Below are 26,117 nucleotides of genomic sequence, written 5' to 3'. Positions count from 1 at the left end.
GCTCAATAATACTTTTTAACAAATTTGATTATAGAAAGCAGGGGTTAAATGAGTGCCCGTAAAAAAATAGTTTTCGTCGTCAACTACTTTTATCCTGATTTAGCCTCTACAGGTCAACTAATGACTGAATTGTGCTTAGAGTTGCAACAGGATTTTGAAATAACGGTAATTGCTGCTCAGCCTGGATATGCAGGAGAAGTGATCAAAAAAGATCTGTTTTTTGAAAAAGATAAGTTGGAAAATATAGAAATCATTCGCTTAAAGCTTCCGCCACTTAACAAAAATTCAAAGACAAGTAGATTGAAGTACATCACCTCTTATTTTTTTTTAGCGACCTCTGCTCTCTTGAAAGAACGGAAGATAGATATTATATTTACAATTTCTCAGCCGCCTGTTTTAGGTGGTTTAATAGGTTCAATAGGGAAACTTCTAAAGAGGTCAATTCATATATACAACATTCAAGATTTCAACCCAGAACAAGCAGCTGTTGTATCGTATACAAAAAACCAAACAGTTTTGAAACTAGCTAAGGCAATCGATAAATTAACTTGCCGTTATGCTGATAATATTATATTGGTTGGCCAAGACATGAAAGAAACATTAAAGCATCGTTTTAAAAATAAAAATGTCCCTAAACATTCTGTAATTAATAATTGGACTGATGAGTCAGAAATTCTACCGCTCCATAAAAGTCATTCCGTAGTAGCTGGGTTTTTAATGAAATATAATTTACTAAATAAATTTGTGGTGATGTATTCCGGGAATTTGGGGTTATTTTATGATTTGGAAAATATCATGAAAGTTGCAAAGGAATTTGAAAAAATAGATGACCTAATGTTTGTATTTATCGGAGAAGGCGCGCTAAAACAAAAAATGGAGGAATATGCGAAAATAAACCAAGTTACTAACGTCTTATTTCTTACATACCAGCCGAAAGAATTTATTCGTTATTCATTAAACGCAGCCGATCTTCATCTGGTTGTAAATCAAAAAGGTATTAAAGGAATTTCGGTTCCAAGTAAAATTTACGGTGTCATGGCTGCAGGCAAGCCCATATTAGGCGTTTTAGAACAAGGAAGCGAAGCGGCAAGACTAATACTGGAAAGTCAAGCTGGAGTTGTAGTAGAACCTCAGGAGTATAACGGAATTATTAGTTCAATTGATTATTTTTACAAGCAAGACAAAGAAACTCTTGAAAAAATGGGAAGAAACGGGAGACTATATTTGGAAAACTATTTTACGAAACAAGCATCTATAAATAAATACCGTATTTTATTTAAATCCTATTAAATATTAGGGAAAGATTAGGTCAAGAAGGTAAGTAAGTATGACAAGTAACCTTAAGAATTCATCACAATTCGTTAAGCAATTAATGGCTACCGGTAAAGAATTACGTTTTTAATAGCGCGTTATTAAGGAAATTCCCCAGCAATGCTGCGGTAAATGATTCTGGTGATGTGCCAGAGTCTTTTTTTGTGCTTTCAAAATTGTTGATTAGTAGGATTAGATGAGTTGAAACTTATGAGAGATTTTAAAATTAAATTAGTAAGATCCCTGCTTATAAAATGTTAATGATCTCTAAGGCAAGATTTAGTGGAGGACAAGCGATATCCTCCGAAGAAGTAGACTCTTTTTTTCTCGATATTACTCTAAAAATCTCGAGTTTCTCCACTAGTTTTTCAAAAAAAAATATTTTTTTTATTATATTAGTTTCATAATATTAGAAATGCGAAAATTAGAAAGATATTATTAAAATATTAGAATTATAAACGCGAAAAAATATTACCGTAAATTGGTAAAAACGGATATACACGTTCTTTACGTTTTGGGAAATATTAGAGACTTTTTAGGATAAATTAGTGACGATAGATTAAGAAAAGCTTATAAAAAATAGTTTAGTAATCTACTAAACTAAAGTGAAATGACGAGGCTTTTTGAAAAACTATTATAATAAATTAAATAGACTGAATATTCTAAAATTATAGAAAATTTATATTGTATTTTTTTTGGAATTAAAGTATTATTCAATCATCGGTTTTATACTTTGTATTTTTAGAAAAAAGCTTTGGGTTTTACTAAATTTTTATTCTAAATTCTAAAAAAAAACGCTTTTGAATTTTATAATTCGAGGGAGGTTATGATATGAGGTTGGTACTTTTATCTGGTGGTTCTGGTAAACGACTTTGGCCACTTTCAAGCGATGCGAGATCTAAACAATTTTTAAAAGTACTTAGCGATTCAGATGGAAACAAAGTTTCTATGCTACAAAGAGTTTGGGGGCAATTACAAGATGCGAATCTAGCTGAAAAATCTATTGTTGCTACCAGTACTTCGCAAGCTGACATGATTAAAACGCAGTTGGGAATGGATGTAGAAATCGTAATGGAACCGGAAAGAAGAGATACTTTTCCAGCTATTGCTTTAGCAGCAGTGTATTTATATTCCGTCTGTAAAACTAGTTTGAATGAAGTTATCGGCATTCTGCCTGTTGATCCATTTGTTGAAAATCATTTTTATCAGAAAGTAAAGGAAATGGAAAATGCATTGCTTACTTCAGAAGCTGATTTAGCTCTTATTGGTGTAACTCCCACCTATCCTTCTACAAAATATGGATATATTGTATCTGAAAAAAATAACAGTATACACTATTCAAATGTAGATTATTTTAAAGAAAAACCAACAGCAGAGCAAGCAGAAGATTTAATAAGTAAAAAGGCTTTATGGAATTGTGGTGTTTTTGCTTTTAAGCTAGGTTACATCATTAAGTTTTTAAAAGAAAAAAATATACCTGTTGAGTATAACAAGTTATTAAAGCGCTACCACACTTTGGTTAAATCTAGTTTTGACTACGAAATTGTAGAAAAAGCCAAACGTGTTATATCGCTCCAATATGATGGATATTGGAAAGACTTGGGGACATGGAATACCTTAACGGAGGAAATGGCAGGATGTATTACAGGAAATGGAATTATCGATAAAGAAGTGGAGAATTCACACATTGTCAATGAATTGGATATTCCAATCACTTTACTAGGGTTGAATAATATAGTGGTTGCTGCCAGTCCAGATGGGATATTAGTAGCTGATAAGGAAGCGAGTACTAAAGTTAAAGAATACTCTCAAAAACTGAATAATCGCCCGATGTATGAAGAGCGGAGATGGGGATGGTATCGTGTACTTGAATATACCAAATACCCCGAGGGGAACCAGGTTCTTGTGAAACGGCTAGGCGTAAATGCGGGAAAGCATCTTAGCTACCAAATGCATTATAAACGCAGTGAAGTATGGACGATTATTAAAGGCGAAGGAGTCTTTGTTTTTAACGATCAACTGAGCCACGTAAGAACTGGCGATGTTCTTCATATACCACTTTCAGCTAAACATACCCTTCGTGCCACTACGGACATGGAGATTATTGAAGTACAAACAGGAAGTGAATTAGTTGAAGAGGATATTTTTCGAACAACTGATAAGTGGGAAGAAATTGAAGCCTTTTGCAGAGTAAAAGTCACTGTAAGACCTACATGAAAATAGTGTATTAAAATTTATTAGTTTCTTTTAAGGGAGGGATCCGCTATGACAGAAGAAGCTTTTCATTTAAAAAAAGTTATCAGTGTATTAAGGAACAATATCTTACTAATATTTTCAGTAATATTGCTTTCTATTTTAGTCGTTGCAATATATTCGTACTTAATAGTGAATCCGCTTTATCAATCTTCTACTGAAATTTTAGTGAATCAAGATCGACAAGATATTACGCAACTGCCTGAAGAAGTGATTCAAGCAGATTTACATCTTATTAATACCTATGGCGATATTATGAAAAGCCCAACAATTCTTAACCAGGTTATAGAACAAGTAGGATTGAATTATTCTGCTGAACAGCTTAGTGGAAAAATAACTCTTCAAAGTACCGACGAGTCACAAGTTATCAAAATTTTAGTTGAGGATGTAGAGGCAGAAGCCACTTTATCCATTGGAAATGAACTAGCCAATGTATTTCAAGGTGAAATTGAAGAGCTAATGAGTGTAGATAACGTTTCTATATTATCACCAGCCGTCCTAAGCAATAATTCTTTTCCTGTAGAGCCAAACCCGCTTTTAAATCTTTTTATAGCAGCGCTTGTTGGAACAATGCTCGGCATAGCACTAGCTTTCTTAATGGATTATTTTGATACTACGCTAAAAACTGAAAATGATGTGAAGGAAGCTCTTGATATTCCCGTTTTAGGAGTTATTTCACCTGAAATAAACAAAGACAAAACAACTAAACGTAAATCCGTTACTTTAGAACGCAGGGAGGCTTGAATATGGATAAAAAAAAGAGTGGTTCATTGAAATCCACTAATAACCTAGTGGTTCAGCATACCCCAAAATCTTTTATATCTGAGCAATATAGAATCTTACGAACAAATCTTCAACTCTCTATACCAGACTCTACTATCCGTACGATTGTCTTTACTTCTGCATCTCATTCAGAAGGGAAATCAACTACTATCGCAAATTTAGCTACAGTCTTGGCCATGGAAGGCAAGCGAATATTGTTAATTGATGCAGATATGCGCAACCCTCAGTTGCATTCTATTTTTCATATAGAAAACTTCAGAGGGCTTTCAAATGTTTTAGCATTGCAAGTTCCTATAAAAACTGCAATTCAAGCAACAGAAATAGACAACCTTGATTTGCTGCCCGGTGGATCAAATCCGCTCAATCCTTCAGAATTGCTAGGCACAGAAGCAACGGCTTCATTATTGGAGCATGTTAAATCATTATACGATCTTGTGCTAATAGATGCTCCTTCAGTCTTAGCGGTTGCAGATAGCAAAGTACTTATAAGCAAATGCGATGGCACTATATTGGTAGTTGATTCAGGTAAAACTGATAAAGATCTAGCCTTAATGGCAAAAGAAGCAATTCTATTATCGAACCCCAATTTAATTGGAGCGGTAATCAACAATTTTAAATTGTCTAAAGAAAGAGGAAGTTTAATGTATCAAGGCGCTAAAGAAAAGAGATGAAGTGTAGAAGTGTTCCACTGTTGTTTCATTTGAATTTAAAGAAGCTTAATTTTGGACAAAAAGTAAAGGAAACAAGTATATCTACTGATTATTTGGAAACTAGATTTCCACCTGTAATGAAAGCACTGCTTTAAGAAATGCAGTTTATTTTAAATATAACTCCCATTCAACGTTATGAAAAAGATAATGGCTGATGGTAATCAAGATCTAATATGACACTTGTAGGCTGTTACATATTAACTCTAGAAATTTATGTGTTTCTTTATAAATTCGAAATTGAAAGAGGAGGGGACTTAAACTAACAGATACATGTGATCAATTAAATCAACTAAAAAATCTATGCTAGTAACAGTTTTTTAAAAAAGAGCGGTGACATAAAAGATATGTTACTGACTTCTTGGCGAATGAGCCTTGACTCATGAAGAGGGGAAAAAAGAAGTTAGAGAAATGAATAGAAAACTCTTTGTTTTGAGAAACGCCTCGATATTCTAATATTGGAGGTCACCTTATGAATATTACAATAGTTGGAACAGGCTATGTTGGTTTAGTAACCGGGGTTAGCCTTGCAGAAATTGGCCACCGTGTAAATTGTTTCGATATAGATGAAGATAAAATAAAGAAATTGGGTCAAGGAATCTCTCCAATATATGAATGCGGATTACAGAGGCTAATACTCAAAAATATTAATGAAAATCAGTTGTTTTTTACAGCAAATAAACAAGAAGCATTTTTGAATGCCGATGCAGTGTATATTGCAGTGGGAACTCCTGAAAATGATGATGGCTCTGCTAATTTAACTTACGTCGAGGAAGCAGCAAAAGTCATTGCAAGCCAATTAGAGAAAGATTCAGTAATCGTAATAAAAAGCACTGTACCGGTAGGGACAAATGAGAAAGTGGAGAAAATTATTAATGCCCACCTTGTTAATAATATTCAGATAGATATGGCCTCCAACCCTGAGTTTTTAAGAGAAGGCTCAGCCTTGGATGATTCTTTCTATGGAGATCGGATTGTAATTGGAACTTCTAGTGAAAAGGCAGTAACAGTCTTAGAAGAAATTAATAAACCGTTTAGAATCCCTATTTATAAAACAGATATTAAAAGCGCAGAGATGATTAAATATGCTTCCAATGCATTTTTAGCGACAAAAATCAGTTTTATAAATGAGATATCCAATATATGCGAATTGTTGGATGCCAATATCGAAGATGTAGCAAAAGGAATGGGGATGGATAAAAGAATAGGCAGCCAATTCTTAAAAGCAGGAATTGGTTATGGAGGTTCTTGTTTTCCGAAAGATACCAAAGCTTTAATACAGATTGCCGGGAATTTGAATTACGATTTTGAATTGTTAAAAGGTGTAATTAATGTAAATAGAAATCAGCAAGTATTGTTAATTAAAAAGCTTAAAGCTATTTACCCCACTTTAGTTAACAAAAAAATTGCTGTATTAGGTCTTGCATTTAAGCCAAATACAGACGATGTAAGAGAATCGCCAGCCATATTGGTGACTGAAGAATTGATTAAGCATGGAGCGAAGGTTTTAGCCTACGATCCCATTGCTATGGAAAAAGCGAAATTAGTTTTAAATGCTAGCGTTCAATATCGTTCTACTATAGAAGAAACTATTTTAAACAGTGAGGCAGTGTTAATCCTTACTGACTGGGATGAAATTAAAAATATGAATCTAGAGTTATTTAAAACGATGAAAAATCCGCTTGTTATTGATGGACGGAATTGTTTTTCTTTAAATGAAGTGAAACGATATGCTATTGACTATTATTCGATTGGCAGACCTTCAGTGGAAAGAATAATCACAAAAGCTTCGGTTTGATTATTGGAATACTGAAAAGTTGAAGGTGGGGAAAAACTTGTCAATTATAAATATAAAGAAAGAGCCTGTAGTCGGGGAACAGTCGGCTAATTCCTTAGAGAATTTTTATGTTCGTCGAACAAATTTTTACATTTATTCAAAAAATTTGATTGATATAATGGGTTCTTTTTTTGGGATCCTTTTACTTCTGCCGTTCTTTATTGGTATTTCGATTTTGCTGAAATGCGAAGACAATAAAGCCTCGGTCATTTTTCGCCAAAAACGAATCGGTCAATACGGAAAACCTTTTTACATGTACAAGTTTCGTTCTATGGTGGATGGAGCGGATGAAAAACTTAAATGCAATAGTGAATTATATGAAAAATATCTTAGAAATAATTACAAGCTAAATCCAGAAGAAGATCCGCGCATTACAAAGGTAGGAAAATTTTTAAGGAAAAGTAGTTTAGATGAATTACCCCAATTAATAAATGTATTGAAAAGAGATATGAGCTTAATTGGGCCACGTCCAATAGTGGAAGTGGAATTAAATGAGTATAACGAGAAAAAAACGATATTTCTTTCGGTTAAACCTGGAATAACAGGATATTGGCAAATAAGAGGAAGGAGTTGTGTGGGATATCCTGAAAGAACCGATTTAGAACTGTATTACATTTATAATCAGTGCTTATTATTGGATTTAAAAATATTGCTTATTACAATAATAATAGTTTTTATTAGAAGAGGAGCATACTAAGTTTTAAAGGAAGAATTGCTTTTGTAAAAAAAACTAAAGGGAAACTATTTGGCAAAGGAGAGAACCGCATGGTCTCTCAAATAGAAAAATTAGTTAATAAGCCTTTTATTAAAAACGTAGTAATTGTAATGACTGGTACAGCGTCAGCCCAAATAATTTCAATGCTTGCTTCGCCGATCATCACTCGGTTGTATGGTCCTGAAGCATTTGGTATTATGGGTACTTTTATAGCGATAATGGGTTTATTTACACCGGTTGCTGCATTAACTTATTCCAATGCAATTGTCTTGCCAAAAAGCGATGCTGATGCAAAAGCATTAATTCGTTTATCCATAGGCATTTCGGTGATTTACGCCTTTGTTTTAACAGTGCTTCTCCTAGTTTTTAATGATCGTATTGTCTCGCTTTTTAAGATGGAAGAAATGGGTGCTTTTATATACTTATTACCTATTGTTATAATTTTTGCAGGCTTAACACAAATAGCTGAGCAATGGCTTATTCGAACAAAACAATTTAAAATAACGGCAAAAGTAACATTTCTTCAAGTATTAATAAATCAAGGCAGTAAAATTGGAATTGGTTTTTTTGTTCCGATAGCGGCAGTTTTAATTTTTTTAACGGCTATCAATGATGGGATGAAAGCTTTTATGATGATTGGATTTGCAAAAAAATCAGCATATGAACCTAACTATGGTGAAAATGAAAGTTACACATCCGTTTTAAGTGTGGCAAAAGAACATCTTGACTTCCCATTATTCAGAGCTCCTCAAAGTTTAATTAATGCTGTTTCACAAAGTTTGCCTATACTATTATTATCAAGTTTTTTTGGGCCGGTAGCTGCAGGGTTTTTTGCTTTAGGTAGAACTGTCCTTTTTTTCCCTTCTCACATAATTGGGAAGTCAGTGGGAGATGTCTTTTATCCGCGTATAGCAGATGCAGCCAAAAATGAAGAATCTTTATCTTTTTTAATTAAAAAAGCGACAATTGCATTAGCGTTGATTGGTACCATTCCTTTTGGCACTGTAATAATATTAGGGCCGTGGCTTTTCAGTTTGGTGTTTGGGGCAGACTGGGGCATGGCTGGTGAATATGCAAGGTGGATTGCATTTTGGTCATTTACGAATTTTATAAACCGGCCAAGTGTAGTTGCTCTTCCAGTTTTATCTGCCCAAGCTTTTCACTTGGGATATACAGTTTTTATGCTAGCTGTATGGTCCACGTCAATGGCTACCGGATACTATGTGTTTTTAAACGATGTAACAGCTGTTGCTTTTTGGGGAGTAACGGGGTCCTTGTTAAACCTAGGGCTTATTTTGATTACTGCTCGCATCAGCAAAAAATATGATGCGAAAAAATCTATGAAGAATGAGTAAGGGATATTTAGTTTAATAGAAGATACGATGAGGTGACTCTGGTATTTTGCTGAGTCGCCTTCTATTTATATTGTTTATATGAGGAACTGAGTAAAGCTTTTTGTCGTAAGTGAGCATCTGTTTGTTTATCGTAATTCGCGATGGTTGTTCATTATGCTATGCTAAAAGAAAACGAACGGATGATAGCATGAAAGCATATATACTAACTATCCAAATGATCGATATGGAACCGCCGGTTTGGCGGCGCATTGTCCTGCCGGCTGGGGTGACGTTTCAGCGGCTGCATGCGGTTATTCAAAATGTCACGAATTTTCAAAGTGAATACATGGATTTTCCCCAGCATTTTCATGAGTTCCGGCTGCCGGAAGAAAATTTATTGATTACCAATGAACCGGACATTTACGAAAAAGCGAAAAAGAAGAAGACGGTGATGGTCCGTAAGCCGCAGTCGACAAAGATTGATGTGTTTTTGGAGAAGTATGGCCGTCTTGAGTATCGATATGATTTTGGGGACAATTGGGAATTTGAAATTCAGCTGGAGGAAATCGTCGACGATTTCCATTTCGGCTATCCGGTTTTATTGGACGGGGCAGGCGATGCACCACCGGAAGATGTTGGTGGGGTTCACGGATTTCGGCACATGCTTGCTGTACTCGCGGATAAAACGCATTCTGATCACGAGCACATGCTTTGGTGGAGCAAAGAACAGCGCTTCCGGCCATATGATCGTGGCAGGATTAATGGCTTTTTGCGTGAGATGAAGCTGAAAAAGACCGAATGGGATAAAATCAACCATGAGAATTACCGGATAATTTCGGATAAGTATTATGTGGAAGATGAGAAAATAGCGCAGAAGCCGCTGCCTGATGGTTTCGAGCCGAAACTGTTTTTGTCATATGTTGATGCCTGCACAAATTTATACGGTGTGGTGCCGCTTCAGAAAATCATCGACATATTTAATAAGCAAAACTCGAAATGGTATTTGAATCTTAACCAAGTTTTCCAAGTGCTCAATGGGCCGGAGCGGGAAGAGCGGGCGAAGACGTCGATTGCTACATTAAACGGGTTGGAGTTTGCGCATGCTTACGTCTTGCACGAAGATGCGAAAGACCAAATTTTGAAAGAACAAGGTGAGAAAGATTGGCATGTGCCGAATAAATCCGAGCTGCTTCGTTATGCAGATGCTTTCTATATAGAATAGACGCCAGTTTACACTGCGCTTCGCCGCGTGCTGGAACCGTATTTTCCGAAGTTTCACTCGACCGGCGTGGACAGTGCCATCCATAAATTTGCGATGAACATTCAATTGGACACCGGTTTTAATAACTCGTTGATGGGTTTATTGGCCGAAGTTCAAGTCTCAGACGAACGGGACATCAAAGAAATCGCCGGAAAAGCCATCAACTTCTCGAATCATCACCGCCTCTGGGCAAACCGCGGACATTCGCCGAAAGAACTTTCTAGTAGTGGAAACTTAATGCCGCTTCCGAAACACGAATTTGTCATTCAGGGAACCGAGTCAAAAGTCGGACGGAACGATCCTTGCCCGTGCGGGAGCGTGAAGAAGTATAAGAAGTGTTGCGGGAAGTGAATAAATGATTGTAGAACCCAGAGAGCGGGAACGCTTTCTGGGTTCTTTTTTATGAGGTTGTGATTTGGCGGGGAGTGAAGAAAGTGCGGCGAACTTTCTTGCGTGAAAAGAAAGATGGATGCATTTCGCTGGCGCGAAATGCGAAAGGGCAGAGCGCGGTTTGTCGTAATTCAAGGCACGTACGTCGTAACTCGAGCCAGCTATGTCGTAATTCGTCCGGGCTATGTCGTAATTTGAGGCTGGTACGTCGTAACTCGCTATCGTTTTGTCGTAATTCAAACCCCGTTTGTTGTAACTCGGCTTGCGTTGATCGTAATTCGCCAGCGACGCCAGCGTTTTTTTAGCTGGCTGCGATAGCAGACAGTTCCAATTATCTTTTAGGGTTTTGGTAAGGAAGTGAAGATATATGAATAGTTTGTCGTAATTCAAGACGCGTATGTCGTAATTCATTATCGTTTGGTTGTAACTCGTCTCGGCTATGTCGTAATTCGCGGCTGGTACGTCGTAATTCGAGCAAGTTTGGTCGTAACTCGCCGCCCAGCCAACTAACGCCTTAGTCGTAATTCGTCCGAGCTATGTCGTAATTCGCAGCATATACGTCGTAACTCGAGCGCAATACGTCGTAATTCGCGCACATCTCACACAAAAAAAGCCCGATCCCTCATAAGGAGAACCAAGCCCATCTACAATATCGCTTGCACAAAAAACTGCGACTGCACGTAATTATACGTCACTTTCGAAAAATCGAACGGTTGGCCGTTGGTCAAATGGAATATCGATTCCACATACAGCTTCGGATCGCCCGCTTCCAAGCCCAAATACTCTGCTTCTTCTTCGTTTAACTTATCCACATGCAAGAACGTGTCGGCAAAACCGATATTCAATCCCAATCCTTCCGTAATGTAGTTAAAGATCGATTCCGAGATGATCTCGTTGTTCAAGTACGTAATGATGGATTTATTGAAATACGATTCTTCCAAACAAAGCGTCTGTCCTTGGATAAACCGGACTCTTTTTACGTAAAAGACATCGTCATCCAGGTTGACGTTTAAATTCAGCGCCGCTTCTTTGGTCGGCTTGCGGACGTCTAGGACGATCACTTTCGACGTGATCTGAAATTCTTCCAATGTTTTTTTGAATCCTTGGTTGGACAGCAGGCTGATATAGCCTTTGCGTTTATGCCGCCGGACAAAAATGCCACTGCCCCGTACTTGGAAGACGACGCCTTTTTTCTCTAAAAGCTCCAACGCTTTGATGACGGTGCTTTTGCTGACGCTGAACTGGCTCATCAACTCCTGCAGCACCGGCAGTTTATCGCCTTGCTGCATTTTGTGTTCTTCAATGTAGTTTTCAAGTTCGTCGGCGATGTGTTCGTACTTTAACATAAACATTCCTCATTATTTAAGTGATAAACAGATTACGCAAATTATAGCATAAACTCGCCGTTAGCTCTCTCCTTAAATTATAAACACATAATATTTTTGTTAGGTACTTGATTAATTGTACCGGTACAATTAGAATGAAAGCGTGAACAAAAAAGGGGGGCTAGCAATGGCTGAAAAAATTAGAGATTATTCAAAACTTGCGAAAGATATATTGGAAGCTGTAGGCGGAGAAGAAAACATCGTCAGCGCAGCACGTTGTGCGACTCGGCTTCGGATTGTGTTGAAGCGTTCGAAACCGGAAGCGAAAGCGGCGGTTTCGGAAATGCCGGGCGTCATTACGGTAGTTGAAACCGGCGGACAATTCCAAGTGGTCATTGGCCAGCACGTGGGGGAAGTGTACGAAGCGTTTTCGAACTTGGTCCAGCTGGATACATCAGCGGAACCCAATGAAAACAAAGGAACCATTTTAAATCGGGTCATTGCAACAATGTCCGCTGTTTTTGCACCGTTTGTTTATATTTTGGCCGCAGCAGGTATTTTGCAAGGGGCATTAATATTAATCAATTTATTATTTCCGAGCTTCTCATCGACAGGTACATATGAAGTGTTCAGTTTCATTTCGTGGGCGCCGTTTACGTTCTTGCCGATTTTTATTGCCATAACGGCAGCAAATCATTTTAAAACCAATCCGTATATCGCGGTAGCAGCGAGTGCAGCACTCGTCAGCCCGACGTGGACGGAAATCGCAGGGAGAATTGCTGCGGGCGAACAAGTGACGTTTTTGGGGCTTGCGTTGTCGGAAACGGTTTACACTTCTTCAGTCTTGCCGCCGCTTTTCTTAGTGTGGCTGTTGTCGTACGTTGAACGCTTTTTGAACAAACGCATGAACGAAGTGATTCGGCCGTTATTCGTTCCATTTTTGTGTTTGGTCATCATGGTGCCATTTACGATTCTGTTGATCGGGCCGCTTTCCACAATGGGAGCAAACGGCATTGCCAACGGCTACAACTTCTTGGCTCAAAACGCACCGGCTGTAGCGGGTGCATTGATCGGCGGATTCTGGCAAGTGCTCGTCATTTTCGGAATCCACTGGGGCGTTACGCCGATGGTCTTGGCGAACTTTGATTTGTATGGCCGGGATTCGTTCCAGGCATACCAGACGATTGCGGTTATCGCACAAATCGGTGCGGTGCTCGGCGTGATCATCAAATCAAAAAGCCAGGAAACGCGCAAGCTGGGTGTGTCCGCTGGAGTGACCGGAATTTTCGGGATCACCGAGCCTGCTATCTACGGGATTACATTGAAATTCAAGAAGCCGTTTATTTTCGGCAGCATCGGTGGTGCAGTTGGTGCCATTACGGCCAGTTTCTTTAATCCTAACTACTTTGCGTATGCCGGGCTTCCGGGGCCGCTGACAATTGTCAACGGCATCAGCTCTGAAGTGCCATCGTCGATTTGGGGGATTTTGATCGGGACGGCGATTGCCATCGTGCTGCCGATTGTCTTGATTCAAATTTTTGGATTTGGCGAGAACCCGGTGAAAGATGCAGCTGCAATTCCGGAACAAGACGTGGTGAACATGAACGAGGAATTGATTCATGCGCCGCTTAGAGGCAAAGTCATTCCGCTTTCGGAAGTGGCGGATGAAGTGTTCAGTTCAGGGGCAATGGGGCAAGGAGTTGCGATCGAGCCGCTGGACAATAAATTATACGCGCCATTTGACGGAACGGTTGTCATGATCGCGTTGACGAAACACGCAATCGGCTTGCGTTCAAATTCAGGCGTCGAACTGCTTGTGCATATCGGAATCGACACGGTGAAGTTGAACGGCGAACCGTTTACGCTGCACGTGGAAGATGGTGCAAAAATCAAAAAAGGCGATTTGCTGATTACATTCGACCGGGAATTTATTGAAAACGAAGGCATTAAAATCACGACGCCTTTGATCATCACGAATACGCAATCGTATAAAGAAATCATCGTTGAAAATATTAAAGACAGCTTGGTCAGCCAGAAATTGTTGACGGTTGTCAAATAAGGAGAGATTTGAATGGGTAAATTACCAAACAATTTTTTATGGGGCGGCGCGCTAGCCGCTCACCAATTTGAAGGCGGATGGAACCAAGGCGGAAAAGGGCCGAGCGTTGTCGACGTTATGACGGCGGGCGCACACGGCGTGCCGCGGGAAATCACTGAAACGATCGAAGAGGGCAAATTTTATCCAAACCACGAAGCCATCGATTTTTACAATAAATACAAAGAAGACGTTGCACTGTTTGCTGAAATGGGCTTGAAATGCTTGCGCACGTCGATCGGCTGGAGCCGCATTTTCCCGAAAGGCGACGAAGCGGAGCCAAATGAAGAAGGCTTGCAGTTTTACGACGATTTGTTTGATGAATTGCTGAAGCACGGCATCGAGCCGGTCATCACGCTGTCCCATTTTGAAATGCCGCTGCATTTGGCAAGAGAGTATGGCGGATTCCGCAGCCGGAAAGTTGTCGACTATTTTGTGAAGTTTGCGGAAGTAGTCTTCACCCGCTATAAAGACAAAGTGAAATACTGGATGACATTCAACGAAATCAACAACAAAATGGACGTCCGCAACCCGATCTTCTTATGGACCAACTCAGGTGTTACGGTCAAAGAAGGCGAAAACGCCAAAGAAGTGATGTACCAAGCTGGGCACCACGAATTGATTGCGAGCGCATTGGCAGTTTCCACTGGTAAAGCAATCAACCCGGATTTCCAAATCGGAGCGATGGTTTCGCATGTGCCGATTTATCCGTATTCGTCCAACCCGGCGGACGTCATGCTGGCTGAAGAAGAAATGCGCCAGCGTTACTTTTTCCCGGATGTCCACGTACGCGGGTATTACCCGAGCTACGCGTTGAAAGAATTTGAACGCGAAGGCTACAACATCCAGTTTGAAGAAGGCGACGAGGAAATTCTCATGAACGGCAAAGTGGATTATTTAGGCTTCAGCTATTACATGTCCACAACCGTCAAAAGCGACATCGAAAACGACAATTCAGGCGATATCGTCAACGGCGGCTTGCCGAACGGCATTGAAAACCCGTACATCCAATCGAGCGACTGGGGCTGGGCGATCGATCCAACAGGATTGCGCTACGCCTTGAACCGCCTGTACGACCGCTACCAAATCCCGTTGTTCATCGTCGAAAACGGCTTTGGTGCCATTGACACGATAGAAGAAGACGGCTCGATCCACGATGTGCAGCGAATTGATTACTTAAAATCGCACATCGAAGCATTGGAACAAGCGGTTATTCACGACGGCGTCGACTTAATGGGCTACACGCCATGGGGCATCATCGACATCGTGTCGTTTACAACCGGCGAAATGAAAAAACGCTACGGCATGATCTACGTCGACCGCGACAACGAAGGCAACGGCTCCATGAAGCGAATGAAAAAAGGTTCGTTCGAGTGGTACAAGAACGTGATCGAGACGAATGGCGAAGAGTTGGAAATCAAAGTGAAGAGCAAGTGATTGTGGGCTGTATCCGGGACCTTTTGGGGTTTTGGGTATGGCTTTTTCTTTTGATGGAGTGGAGAAAGGATGGATGTATTTCGCTGGGGCGAAATGCGAAAGGGCGGGGAGGGGTTGGTCGTAATTCATAGGCGAGTGGGCGTAATTCAGGAGGCGTAGGTCGTAACTCGTTGTTGGATTGTCGTAATTTGAGAAGGTTGCGTCGTAACTTGTGAGCCGTTGGTCGTAATTCATCGCAAGTATGTCGTAATTCGCCGGTAGCGATCAAGTTTCCAGTGGAAGCGGCGCCAGCCTTCTTTAAGCTGGCCGCGCAAGCGGACAGTTCCATATGGATTTTGGTTCGGGTGGGGAGTGAAAAAAGTGCTTTTAGCCTTCTCATAGGAAAAGAAAGATGGATGCATTTCGCTGACGCGAAATGCGAAAGGGCAGGGCGGTTTGTCGTAATTCGTAGAGCGTAGGTCGTAACTCAGTGCTCGTTTGTCGTAGCTCAAGTCTAATACGTCGTAATTCACGCCCCGTTTGTCGCAATTCAAGTCCAATAGGTCGTAATTCGCATCGGCTATCAAATTTTGGGCGATCGGCGCCAGCCTTCTTTTTAGCTGGCCGCGCGAGCGGGCAGTTCCATATGGGTTTTGGATTTTGAACTTGGGGCGGCGAGATAATTTGTCGTAACTCGTGAGGCGTTTGTCGTAACTCAAGTTCCGTAGGTCGTAATTCGATGCTCGTTTGTCGTAACTCGTCGCTATTCTGTCGTAATTCGCTGACGCTTTGTCGTAACTCAAGCCCCGTTTGTCGCAACTCCCCGCACGTACGTCGTAATTCAACGCCGATACGTCGTAACTCGCGACCAAACCCCAACAAAAAAGAAGCCCATCCCAAATGGGACGAGCTTCAATAATCACCGTACGTGCATTTCGTTCGGATGTGAGCCGTTGCGGCGGTCTTTGTTCAATCCGTTGATTTGTTCCACTTCTTCGTCAGTCAATTCAAAACCAAAGACGTCGAAGTTTTCTTCGATGCGTGAAGGTGTTACGGATTTTGGAATAACGATCGAGTTGTTTTGCAAATGCCAGCGCAAGATGACTTGGGCTGTCGTTTTGCCGTGCGCTTCGGCAATTTTAACAATAGTTTCGTCTTTCAGCGCTTCGCCGCCTTGGTCAAGCGGGCTCCAAGCTTCAACAAAAATATTGTGTTCTGCGCAGAATGCTTTTAATTCCGCTTGGTTCAAGTACGGGTGGCATTCGACTTGGTTCAAGACCGGTACCACTTCGCACTCTGCAAGCAAACGTTCCAAATGCTCGATTTCAAAGTTGCAGACGCCGATCGCTTTCACACGACCGTCTTTGTATAATTTTTCAAGCGCCTTGTATGTATCGATGTAATTATCGAACTCAGGCGTTGGCCAGTGGATCAAATACAAGTCCACGTAGTCCAGTTCCAATCGCTCCAAGCTTTCTTCGAACGCACGCAATGTGTTTTCGTAGCCTTGGTCGCTGTTCCACACTTTTGTTGTGATGAACAATTCGCCGCGGGGAACGCCGGCTTCTTGAATCGCTTTGCCGACACCTTTTTCATTTTTGTAGATCATTGCCGTGTCGATGGAGGTATAGCCGACTTCAATTGCTTTCGCTACTGCAGCTGTCGCTTGGTCGTCTTCCACTTGCCAAACGCCAAATCCGAGCTGAGGCATTTTTATGCCGTTGTTTAACGTTACATAGTTCATACTGAATGGCTCCTTTTCTCTGTAAATTGAATTAATTGCCAACTGGCTATTTTATTGTAAACGATTCGAGTCTAAAAGTAATTTCACAAGACTCGAATCGTTTTGTCGAAACTCGCTAAAGGGTATACTAGCAAGAGATTTTATTTTCTAAATATATACCCAATTTGGGCAATCCGATATAAAATAGAAAACAGAACTTATTCTTACACCTTAGAAAAGGGGCGTACACGTGGAAAAAATCACATTTGAACTTGAAGAAGCAACGATCTACGATATCCAGCAAGCGTTTGAAAATAACGAACTGACTTCTGTAGAATTGGTGCAGGCCTACTTAGACCGCATTGAAAAATATGACAAGCACGGCCCGAAAATAAATTCAGTGTTGACGCTCAATCCGGATGCCTTGAAAATCGCGGAAGAGTTGGACGGGATGCGCGGGCAGGAAGGGCAAGGCCCGCTGTACGGGATTCCGGTTTTATTGAAAGACAATATCGACACAACGGACGATATGCCGACGACGGCCGGAACAATTGCGCTTCAAGAAAATTACGCGATCGAGGATTCGTTTGTGGCGACGCAGCTGCGCCAGGCAGGTGCCATCATCCTTGGCAAAGTGAATTTGAGCGAATGGGCGTATTTCATGACGGAAAACGTGCCAAGCGGCTTTAGCAACCTCGGCGGCCAAGTGAAAAATCCGTACGGGGTGGAAACGTTTGAAGCGGGAAGCGTCGGCGGTTCAAGTTCCGGCACGGGCGCAAGCATCGCATCGAACTTTGCAGTCGTCGGCATTGGCACGGAAACGTCGGGTTCCATTTTGAGTCCGGCCAGCGCCAATTCGATTGTCGGCATCAAACCGACTGTCGGACTCATCAGCCGCACGGGCATCATTCCGATTGCGGAAAGCCAAGATACAGCGGGGCCAATGGCGCGGACGGTAGCAGATGCAGCGATCCTGCTTGGCGTGGTGACCGGAGTGGACGAGCGCGACCTAGCGACGGAAGCGAGTGTCGGCAAAGGATTGCTTGACTATACGCCGCATTTGAAAGTGGATGCGTTAAAAGGCGCACGCATCGGCCTTGACCGCTCGTTCTTGAGCGATGAAGGCAAAGACGAGCGCATCGTCATGGAGCAGGCAATCGGCGAGCTGAGATCGCTAGGTGCGATCATTGAAGAAGTTGAGATTCCGAAGCATGAATTTGATTCGAAAGTGTTGTGGTACGAGTTCAAGCGCGGCGTCAACGACTACTTGAGCCGCGTATCAAGCGACGTGCCGGTGAAATCGCTCGAAGATGTCATCGAGTTCAACCGCGAAGACCCGGTCATCCGGATGAAGTTTGGCCAAGTGGAACTTGAAAAAGCGCAGGCGTTGAGCGACGATCCGCAAGATCCGACTTATTTGGAGCATCGCGAAACAGACCTCCGCACGTCGGCTGCGGAAGGCATCGACCGTGTCATGGCGGAGCATAATTTGGATGCGTTGTTATTCCAAAACAACCACGGCGCGGCAATGCCGGCAAAAGCGGGCTATCCGTCAATCACCGTGCCAGCCGGCTACACGAATAAAGGCATGCCAGTCGGCATCACGTTCAGCGCCCTCGCATGGAGTGAGCCGCGTTTGATTGAGCTGGCGTATGCATATGAGCAAGCAACGAAAAAACGAGTCGCTCCTAAATTTGAATAATAAGCAGCCGACCTCATTGGATTTGAGGCCGGCTTTTTTTGAAGCGTGCACAAGTTTCGCTGAACGTGCGTATTTTCGCGTGAGCGTGCATAAGAATCGCTGAGCGTGCGTATTTTCGTGTAAGCGTGCGCAAATTTCGTTGAGCGTGCGTATTTTCGCGTGAGCGTGCACAAGATTCGCTGAACGTGCGTATTTTCGCGTGAGCGTGCACAAGTTTCGCCGAGCGTGCGTATTTTCGCGTGAGCGTGCACAAGTCTCGCCGAGCGTGCGCAATCTCGTCAGCCTTTCCGCTTTTCGCTTGCGAAAAGCATCCATCTTCATACTTGCCTTTGTTCTGAGGACAACAATTCGTTTAGCTCAAAAAGAAACGGGAACACTATAGGTGAACTGGAAAATGGAGGAGGAAGTCGCATGAAGCAAAACATTGGAACGATTGATTCAATGGTTCGCATCACCTGTGGATTGACGCTGCTTGCCTGGTCGATCGCCAAAATGGCAAACAACAAGCCGTCAGGAGGGCAGCTGTTTGTTTCGATGATGGGCGCGCAAAAAGTTGCTGAAGGGATTGTCCACTATTGCCCGTTAAAGGAAGCACTCGGCATGGACAAATCCCAATCGAGAATGGTGTAACCGGTTTTATTTCTCTTCATGAACAATGCAACTGATAGTGAAAACTAAAAGGAGGCAATAAATCATGAAAGTTACTGAAATTATGACGACAGATGTAGAAACATGCACTCCCGACACGCCGATCCAAGCAGTGGCCACACAGATGATGACGCTCGATGTCGGCTCGATCCCGGTTGCTGAAAATGGCCGGCTCGTCGGCATCGTTACCGACCGCGACATCGTTGTCCGCGGAATCGCCGCCCAATTTGCGCTCGACACGCCAGTCGGCCAAATCATTTCATCTAACTTAGTGACAGGCACAGCCGACATGGACATTGAAGACGCCGCAACACTCATGGCGTCTAATCAAATCCGGCGCCTGCCGATTGTCGAAGACGGCGATCGATTGGTTGGCATCGTGGCACTTGGCGACGTAGCGGTAAAAGATCCGTCCGACCAACATGCGGGAGCTGCGATAGAAGACATTTCTAAACCTGCTGAACCGAATGAATAAGTGAATCTTAAATGTAACAGTTTTGATTAAACAGCCAACCGTGAAATCGAAAGATTTCACGGTTGGCTGTTTTTGTTTGAGCTGTTGCTAGACTAACAAAACAATTTTTTTACTCCTGCATTTTAAAATCAGTAATCGCTTTCAATGGCTTAACCGCAATGATTGAAGAAAAAAGAGAAGAAATCGCCTCTACTAAATTATCTGAAAAAATAAAAAACTTTACGAAAAAGTATTGATTAATTTTCTAAACATGGTATTTTAATAAAAAGACAGAATATTCGAACTACTGGTTCGATTATCGAACCGGAAAGGTTGAGGAATAATGACTTCTAAAACGGTTGATAAAGCATTAAGCATACTGGATGTTTTTACAGTAGATTCCCCGACCTGGGGATTGCGGGAATTGTCGAGGCGCGTAGATATCAATCACACAATTGTTCATCGGATTCTCACGACATTTGAGGAAAAAGGCTATTTGTATTGCAATCCAGATACGAAAAAATACGAATTGGGCATTAAATTTATCGAATTGAATAATGTAGTGGAAGAACATTTGAATATTTTTGATTTGATTCAACCGATTATGAAGAAAATCGCAATGGATGCAGGAGAAAGCGTCGTCTTCACCATTCTCGACGATGATGAAGGGGTGTTCGTGAAAATCGCTGAAAGTGAACAAAAAGTTCGCTTTGCGGAATCAGTGGGAAAACGAAATCCTTTGTATATTGGCGCTTCACACAAAGTGATTTTGGCGCATCTTCCTATAGATCACCAAGTGAAAATTATTGATCAAGGCATTCAAGAAGAAGACCGGCATATCAGCTCAAAAGAAGAATTGCTGGCCTTGCTTGAGGAAATAAAGCAAAAAGGCTGGTGCTACACAGCGGGAGAAACGTTTGACGATGTTGCTGCTTTTTCCGTTCCGTTATTCGATAACAAGCAAATGATAATGGGGTCTTTATCAATTGCTGGACCGCGTTATCGGTTTTCATTAGAACAATGCGAGGAAATTCTTCCGATGCTAAAAGAAAATATCGATAAGATGAATTCCATTTTAAGCAAAGTCTCTTTTCCTTCTAGAAGGAATTTTACTAGCACAAAAAACCTGTAAGAAAGGGGTGAACAAAATTTGGATAAGATTTTGGAAATCAAAAATTTGGTTACAGGCTACCAAGGAAAAGATGGATTTGTAAATGCGGTCGACGGTGTGTCCTTTGATATTCAAAGAGGAGAAACAGTATGCATCGTTGGAGAGTCGGGGAGCGGAAAGAGCGTAACCTCCATGAGCATTATGCGGCTAGTTGAATTTGAGAACGGAAAGATCCTCGAAGGAGAAATAAAGTTTAACGGCGAGGAGTTAGCTGCGAAAAGCAATGAAGAGATGAGGCAAATACGCGGGTCGAAAATTTCGATGATTTTTCAGGAACCGCTGACAGCCCTCAATCCCGTTTTTACAATTGGCAAACAGATTACGGAAGCCATTCTCTTTCATCACAAAATCGGGAAGAAAGAAGCTTGGAGGCGAGCGGAAGAATTGGTGCGCCTTGTTGGGATTTCAGATCCAAAATCCCGATTAAAGCAATATCCCCACGAACTTTCTGGAGGAATGAGGCAGCGCGTGATGATAGCCATTGCACTCGCATCTGAGCCCGAACTCCTCATAGCAGATGAACCTACAACTGCACTGGATGTCACCATAGAAGCGCAAATTTTAGAATTGCTGCGCGGTTTGCGCAAAGAACGAAATATGTCCATTATGCTCATTACCCATGATATCGGAGTAGCAGCAGAGATGGCCAATCGCATCATTATTATGTATGCCGGAAAAATAATGGAAATAGCAAAAACGGAAGATATTTTTGATCAGCCGTTCCATCCGTATTCCCAAGGGTTATTGGAATCCGTTCCGCGAATGGACGGAGAACGCGGGGTTCCGCTTCATTCCATCAAAGGTTCGATTCCAAGGTTGAACGAAGTGCCAAAAGGCTGCAGGTTTTCGCCGCGCTGCCCTTTTGCCACTGAAAAATGCCATAACGAACTTCCTCCCCTTGAAACGAGAGGGGATCGGCAAGTCGCTTGCTGGCGGGTCGACTATCTTTTGGAAAACAACTTATTGCATCACCAAGCCAGAGGAGGTGAGTTGAATGGATCGCAGTCAAGAGAATTCTCTTATTAATCAAGCAGAACCTTTGATAAGAGTAGAGGATTTGCAAAAGCACTTTACGATCAAAGGTGGACTAGGGCGTTCGAAAAAAGTAGTCAAAGCAGTAGACGGCGTCTCTTTCACAATTTATAAAGGAGAAACATTGGGGCTTGTCGGTGAGTCGGGCTGCGGGAAATCCACCCTAGGCAGAAACATTTTGCGGCTGCAAGAACCGACTGGCGGCAAAATTTTCTTTAACAATCAAAATATATTGACCTATAAAAGGCATGAACTCAGAAAGCTGAGAAAACAGCTGCAAATCATTTACCAAGATCCATTTAGTTCACTAAATCCGCGGTTTACCGTGGGTGAAATTATAGGTGAAATGTATGACATCCACGGAATAGCAAAGGGGGCGGAGAAAGAAAAGAAAGTAAAAGAAATGATTGAACTGGTTGGCCTGGATCCAAGCCGCTATAACAGTTACCCGCATGAATTTTCGGGCGGCCAGCGCCAACGGGTCGGAATTGCAAGAGCTTTGGCGTTAAATCCGGAATTTGTGGTAGCAGACGAACCTGTTTCGGCGCTTGATGTTTCCGTCCAGTCTCAAGTCATCAATTTGCTGATGAACTTGAAAAAAGAATTGGGATTAACCATGCTGTTTATTGCCCATGGTTTGAATGTTGTCCGCCATATTTCTGACCGGGTTGGCGTGATGTATTTAGGAAGAATCGTAGAGCTTTCGGAAACCGATAATATTTTCGAAAGTCCTGCTCATCCTTATACTGCGGCACTTTTATCAACTGTTCCTGAAGCGGATCCCCGTATGAAAAAAGACCGGATTGTGTTGAAAGGAGAAGTTCCTTCTCCGGCAAATCCGCCATCCGGCTGCCATTTTCGGACAAGGTGCCCACTGGCAACAGAAAGATGTGCGCGGGAAGCCCCGCCATTGAGCGAAGTCCGTGAAAACCATTTTGCGGCCTGCCACTATCCGCTGCAAAAAGGCCAAACCCTTAAAGCAGCAATAGAAGCGAAAACGCAGCAAAAAGAGCCAATTCCACTTTGATTCAAAAAAATAAAACCACTAAAAGGAGACAAAAAACTATGACACAAAAAATTGAAAAGCAAGGAAATCCAAAAAATTACGATGGGTACAAATCATTTCAATACTTAGAAGCCGGAACAGATTACAAAGAATACAAATTGTCGAAAGAAAACGATCGCGTCACTCCTTTTGTTTATCCGGTTTCAGCTGATGAAGAAGAACAAGTACAGCGCATCATGCAAGAAGATTACATGGTGTCCATGCATGAGCATACGTTCATTATGCCGGACAACTTGCAGCAGTTTTATGAATTCAGACGGCAAGGGCGCGATTGGACAGCCTTTGAAGCATTAAGCCAATCAGGACTTGATGTTATTTTTGAAAACTTTATGGACGGCACCGCAATGGTCACTTCTCAAGCCGGCTGGAAATGGTCAGACGTGATTCATGACATCGGCATCCGGTATAGCGATATTGCCCATCAAGATATGGTAATCAAAGCAGAACGCATATCCGATTTGTACCGGGCGAAAAAAGAAGGGAAAATTGCTTTTGTCGGCGCTTTGGAATCTTCGACGATGATTGAAAACGAACTGGATCGTTTGGATATTTTATACGGATTCGGCATCCGGACGATGGGTATTGTGTATTCGGAAGCCAACCAATTAGGCGCTGGGTTGAGAGAGCCGAGCGACGGAGGCTTGACTGTATTTGGCAAGCAAGCCGTGCGCCGGATGAATAAACTCGGCATCACGATCGATGTTTCCCACGCCGGTGACCAAACCTCATTGGATACGATTGAAACGAGTGAAAAACCAGTGACCATCAACCACGCGGGAGCGCGTGCTTTATGGAACACGAAACGATTAAAGCCGGATGATGTGCTGATTGCTTGTGCGCAAAAAGGCGGAGTGATTGCGATTGAAGCGGCTCCGCACTCCACCATTACTGAAAAGCATCCAAGACACAATATCGAATCGTTTATGGAGCATTTTGAATACACGGCGAACCTAGTGGGCATTGACCACGTGGCGTTTGGGCCAGATACGTTATTTGGAGATCACGTCGGTACCCATGATTTGCTTTCAGGGCAATTATCAATCAAAAGTGCTCAAATGGCCAATATGCAAAAAGTGGAGTATGTAGAAGGATTGGAAAATCCGGCAGAGTGTTTCCCGAACATCATCCGTTGGCTCGTGAAAAAAGGCTACAGCCGCGAAGATATCCGCAAAGTCGCAGGGGGCAATATATTCCGAGTGCTTGAAGCTACGTGGGCAAAATAATTTAATATCTGGGGGGATGATAATAATGAGGAAAACAAAATGGTCTAGTTTGTGGCTGCTGCTAATTTCGCTTGTTCTTCTTGCTGCTTGTTCTTATGGAGGAGGGGATACGGCTACTTCCGGTAATGAAAGTGAAGGAGGAGCAGCCGCTGAACCTAAAAAGGGCGGGAAGGTGTCCATTCCGATTGTGGCCGACCCTACCTTTAACCCGTGGCATCCGAATGCTTATGCTGAGTCCAATGTAGTAAACCGGGTTTTGTTTTCAGGATTAACCCAGCCCGGAGAAAATTTGGAGCCTGTCGCTGACTTGGCGGCTGAATGGGAAACATCAGAAGACGAACTGGAATGGACGTTCCATCTAAGAGACGATGTTCTATGGCATGACGGTGAAAAATTTACTGCTGAAGACGTTGCTTTTACCTTTAACGAAATTGTATTAAACGAAGAATTGGGCGCAAACAATACGTCTTATTTCCAGAATTTAAAAGAAGTTCAAGTAGTGGACGAATATACAGCTAAGTTCGTATTAGAGAGTCCGCTGGCTGCATTGCCGGCATACTTGAGCTTTAATACAGAAATCATTCCGAAGCATATTTTCGAAGGGCAAGACCCGTGGGAGCTGACTTCTTTCAATAAAGAAAATCCAGTAGGCACTGGAGCATACAAATTGAAAAGTTATACTTCCGGACAAAATGTCGTTCTGGAACGCAACGAAGATTTCTATGGAGATGAAGCGCTTTTAGATGAAGTGGAATACAAGGTGCTTGCCGACGTTAATACACACGTGGCTCAGCTTCTAAGCGGCGAATTATCCATTTTCGCATTGGATGACCTTTCTTCAATCGACAGAATCGAAAATGCGGACAATGTCAGTGTTTTTGCAAGAGAAACTCCGCGCTTTTTCTGGATCATCACCAATCAAAACGAAGAAAAGTATCAAGATGTCCGTGTCAGACAGGCAATTCTTCATTCGATTGACCGCCAAAACATTATCGACACCGTTCTAAAAGGCTATGGAACCATTGCAGATGCGGGCATCGCGCCAGCGCTTGAAGAATACTATACAGACGATGTAACCCGTTACGACTATGATCCCGAACGCGCCAAAGAACTGCTGGCTGAAGCAGGGTGGGAAGATACGGACGGCGATGGAATTGTCGATAAAGACGGAGAACCATTCACCATTGATTTTGAAATCGGCATCCAAGGAGACTTGGAGGCTGTGTCTCAAATGGTCCAGCAATACTTGGTGAAAACAGGTTTTGATGTCAAGCTGAATGCGATGGAATGGAACGCCATGATTCAAGACGTCGTTGTCAACCGCGACTACGAAATGAGCTTGAACTGGTGGAGATATCCGGCAGATCCGGATTTATCAGCTTACATGCATTCCAATGCGGTAAAAGGCAATAATATCCCAGGCTACCAAAACCCTGAACTGGATAAACTGCTGGAAGCAGGGGCGCAGACCAGCGATGTAGAAGAACGCAAAAAAGTCTACGTTGAAGCCCAAAAACTGATGGCAGAAGAGCTTCCGTACATTTTCCTTTGGTACCCGCAAGAAGCGCAAGTGCGTGCCAATAACTTAAAAGGCGTGCCGGATATGGCATTTGGGGATGCTCTCCATTATATCCATAAATGGTACATCGAAGAATAAAACCAAAGAATGGA

At 42.2% G+C, this 26,117-nt stretch carries 23 protein-coding genes; 20 read left to right on the top strand and 3 right to left on the bottom strand.

The window, feature by feature from the left end; translation table 11 throughout:
• The first annotated feature begins 48 nt into the window (after positions 1-48).
• From ACRRQV_RS06970 to ACRRQV_RS06925, 10 genes are all read left to right on the top strand, one after another.
• Entirely contained in the window at positions 49-1,290 is a 1,242-nt protein-coding gene (locus ACRRQV_RS06970; protein WP_432529071.1) for a glycosyltransferase family 4 protein, read from the top strand.
• An 852-nt stretch (positions 1,291-2,142) separates the two neighbouring features.
• The gene (locus tag ACRRQV_RS06965; RefSeq protein ID WP_432529067.1) at positions 2,143-3,528 is read left to right on the top strand and encodes a sugar phosphate nucleotidyltransferase; all 1,386 of its coding nucleotides are present in this window, start codon (positions 2,143-2,145) and stop codon (positions 3,526-3,528) included.
• A 48-nt stretch (positions 3,529-3,576) separates the two neighbouring features.
• Positions 3,577-4,308 (top strand): YveK family protein, encoded by a 732-nt coding sequence (locus ACRRQV_RS06960; RefSeq protein ID WP_432529065.1) that lies wholly within the window; start codon positions 3,577-3,579, stop codon positions 4,306-4,308.
• Between the two features lie 2 nt (positions 4,309-4,310).
• Positions 4,311-5,018: a CpsD/CapB family tyrosine-protein kinase gene (locus ACRRQV_RS06955; protein ID WP_432529062.1), complete on the top strand. Its 708-nt coding sequence runs from the start codon at positions 4,311-4,313 to the stop codon at positions 5,016-5,018.
• A gap of 508 nt (positions 5,019-5,526) precedes the next feature.
• On the top strand, positions 5,527-6,852 hold the full coding sequence (locus tag ACRRQV_RS06950) for a UDP-glucose dehydrogenase family protein (RefSeq protein WP_432529060.1): 1,326 nt from the start codon (positions 5,527-5,529) through the stop codon (positions 6,850-6,852).
• 52 nt (positions 6,853-6,904) lie between these two features.
• Complete coding sequence (locus tag ACRRQV_RS06945; RefSeq protein ID WP_432529490.1) at positions 6,905-7,588, top strand: sugar transferase; 684 nt, start codon at positions 6,905-6,907, stop codon at positions 7,586-7,588.
• 68 nt (positions 7,589-7,656) lie between these two features.
• Positions 7,657-8,961 (top strand): lipopolysaccharide biosynthesis protein, encoded by a 1,305-nt coding sequence (locus tag ACRRQV_RS06940; RefSeq protein WP_432529057.1) that lies wholly within the window; start codon positions 7,657-7,659, stop codon positions 8,959-8,961.
• Between the two features lie 187 nt (positions 8,962-9,148).
• Positions 9,149-10,162 (top strand): plasmid pRiA4b ORF-3 family protein, encoded by a 1,014-nt coding sequence (locus tag ACRRQV_RS06935; protein ID WP_432529055.1) that lies wholly within the window; start codon positions 9,149-9,151, stop codon positions 10,160-10,162.
• 27 nt (positions 10,163-10,189) lie between these two features.
• A complete protein-coding gene (locus tag ACRRQV_RS06930) occupies positions 10,190-10,552 on the top strand; it encodes an SEC-C metal-binding domain-containing protein (RefSeq protein ID WP_432529053.1) in 363 nt (120 codons plus the stop codon).
• Positions 10,553-10,666: 114 nt separating this feature from the next.
• The gene (locus ACRRQV_RS06925) at positions 10,667-10,789 is read left to right on the top strand and encodes a hypothetical protein (protein WP_432529051.1); all 123 of its coding nucleotides are present in this window, start codon (positions 10,667-10,669) and stop codon (positions 10,787-10,789) included.
• Positions 10,790-11,235: 446 nt separating this feature from the next.
• Here ACRRQV_RS06925 and ACRRQV_RS06920 read toward each other — a convergent pair whose 3' ends face one another.
• On the bottom strand, positions 11,236-11,937 hold the full coding sequence (locus ACRRQV_RS06920) for a GntR family transcriptional regulator (RefSeq protein ID WP_432529049.1): 702 nt from the start codon (positions 11,935-11,937) through the stop codon (positions 11,236-11,238).
• 166 nt (positions 11,938-12,103) lie between these two features.
• On the opposite strand from ACRRQV_RS06920, the gene ACRRQV_RS06915 reads away from it, so the two are divergent.
• Positions 12,104-13,975 carry a beta-glucoside-specific PTS transporter subunit IIABC gene (locus ACRRQV_RS06915; RefSeq protein WP_432529047.1) on the top strand — a complete coding sequence of 624 codons (1,872 nt, stop codon included), beginning with the start codon at positions 12,104-12,106 and terminating at the stop codon, positions 13,973-13,975.
• A 12-nt stretch (positions 13,976-13,987) separates the two neighbouring features.
• Positions 13,988-15,448, top strand: coding sequence for a 6-phospho-beta-glucosidase BglA (bglA, locus tag ACRRQV_RS06910; protein WP_432529045.1), 1,461 nt, complete (start codon positions 13,988-13,990; stop codon positions 15,446-15,448).
• Between the two features lie 230 nt (positions 15,449-15,678).
• On the opposite strand, the gene ACRRQV_RS06905 is transcribed toward bglA, so the two are convergent.
• The gene (locus tag ACRRQV_RS06905) at positions 15,679-16,350 is read right to left on the bottom strand and encodes a hypothetical protein (RefSeq protein ID WP_432529043.1); all 672 of its coding nucleotides are present in this window, start codon (positions 16,348-16,350) and stop codon (positions 15,679-15,681) included.
• Positions 16,347-17,171 (bottom strand): aldo/keto reductase, encoded by an 825-nt coding sequence (locus ACRRQV_RS06900; RefSeq protein ID WP_432529041.1) that lies wholly within the window; start codon positions 17,169-17,171, stop codon positions 16,347-16,349. Before ACRRQV_RS06900 ends, ACRRQV_RS06905 begins: the two co-directional genes overlap by 4 nt.
• Before the next feature lie 229 nt (positions 17,172-17,400).
• Between ACRRQV_RS06900 and ACRRQV_RS06895 the strand changes: the two genes are divergently transcribed.
• The 8 genes from ACRRQV_RS06895 (at position 17,401) to ACRRQV_RS06860 (ending at position 26,103) form a co-directional block, all read left to right on the top strand.
• Positions 17,401-18,852, top strand: coding sequence for an amidase family protein (locus tag ACRRQV_RS06895; RefSeq protein WP_432529039.1), 1,452 nt, complete (start codon positions 17,401-17,403; stop codon positions 18,850-18,852).
• Positions 18,853-19,263: 411 nt separating this feature from the next.
• Positions 19,264-19,482 carry a YgaP family membrane protein gene (locus ACRRQV_RS06890; RefSeq protein ID WP_432529037.1) on the top strand — a complete coding sequence of 73 codons (219 nt, stop codon included), beginning with the start codon at positions 19,264-19,266 and terminating at the stop codon, positions 19,480-19,482.
• A gap of 64 nt (positions 19,483-19,546) precedes the next feature.
• The gene (locus ACRRQV_RS06885) at positions 19,547-19,975 is read left to right on the top strand and encodes a CBS domain-containing protein (RefSeq protein WP_432529035.1); all 429 of its coding nucleotides are present in this window, start codon (positions 19,547-19,549) and stop codon (positions 19,973-19,975) included.
• Positions 19,976-20,297: 322 nt separating this feature from the next.
• The gene (locus ACRRQV_RS06880) at positions 20,298-21,086 is read left to right on the top strand and encodes an IclR family transcriptional regulator (RefSeq protein WP_432529033.1); all 789 of its coding nucleotides are present in this window, start codon (positions 20,298-20,300) and stop codon (positions 21,084-21,086) included.
• Positions 21,087-21,104: 18 nt separating this feature from the next.
• Positions 21,105-22,151: an ABC transporter ATP-binding protein gene (locus ACRRQV_RS06875; RefSeq protein ID WP_432529031.1), complete on the top strand. Its 1,047-nt coding sequence runs from the start codon at positions 21,105-21,107 to the stop codon at positions 22,149-22,151.
• Positions 22,120-23,184, top strand: a complete 1,065-nt coding sequence (locus ACRRQV_RS06870; protein ID WP_432529029.1) for an ABC transporter ATP-binding protein — start codon at positions 22,120-22,122, stop codon at positions 23,182-23,184. Before ACRRQV_RS06875 ends, ACRRQV_RS06870 begins: the two co-directional genes overlap by 32 nt.
• A 38-nt stretch (positions 23,185-23,222) precedes the next feature.
• Entirely contained in the window at positions 23,223-24,446 is a 1,224-nt protein-coding gene (locus tag ACRRQV_RS06865; RefSeq protein WP_432529027.1) for a dipeptidase, read from the top strand.
• Positions 24,447-24,471: 25 nt separating this feature from the next.
• Entirely contained in the window at positions 24,472-26,103 is a 1,632-nt protein-coding gene (locus ACRRQV_RS06860) for an ABC transporter substrate-binding protein (RefSeq protein WP_432529025.1), read from the top strand.
• The last annotated feature ends 14 nt before the right edge of the window (positions 26,104-26,117 follow it).

The organism is Planococcus sp. YIM B11945 (assembly GCF_050864155.1).
Lineage (GTDB): Bacteria > Bacillota > Bacilli > Bacillales_A > Planococcaceae > Planococcus.
Note: the sequence above shows the minus strand (reverse complement) of the source record. Positions and strands in the feature narration are given on the sequence as shown.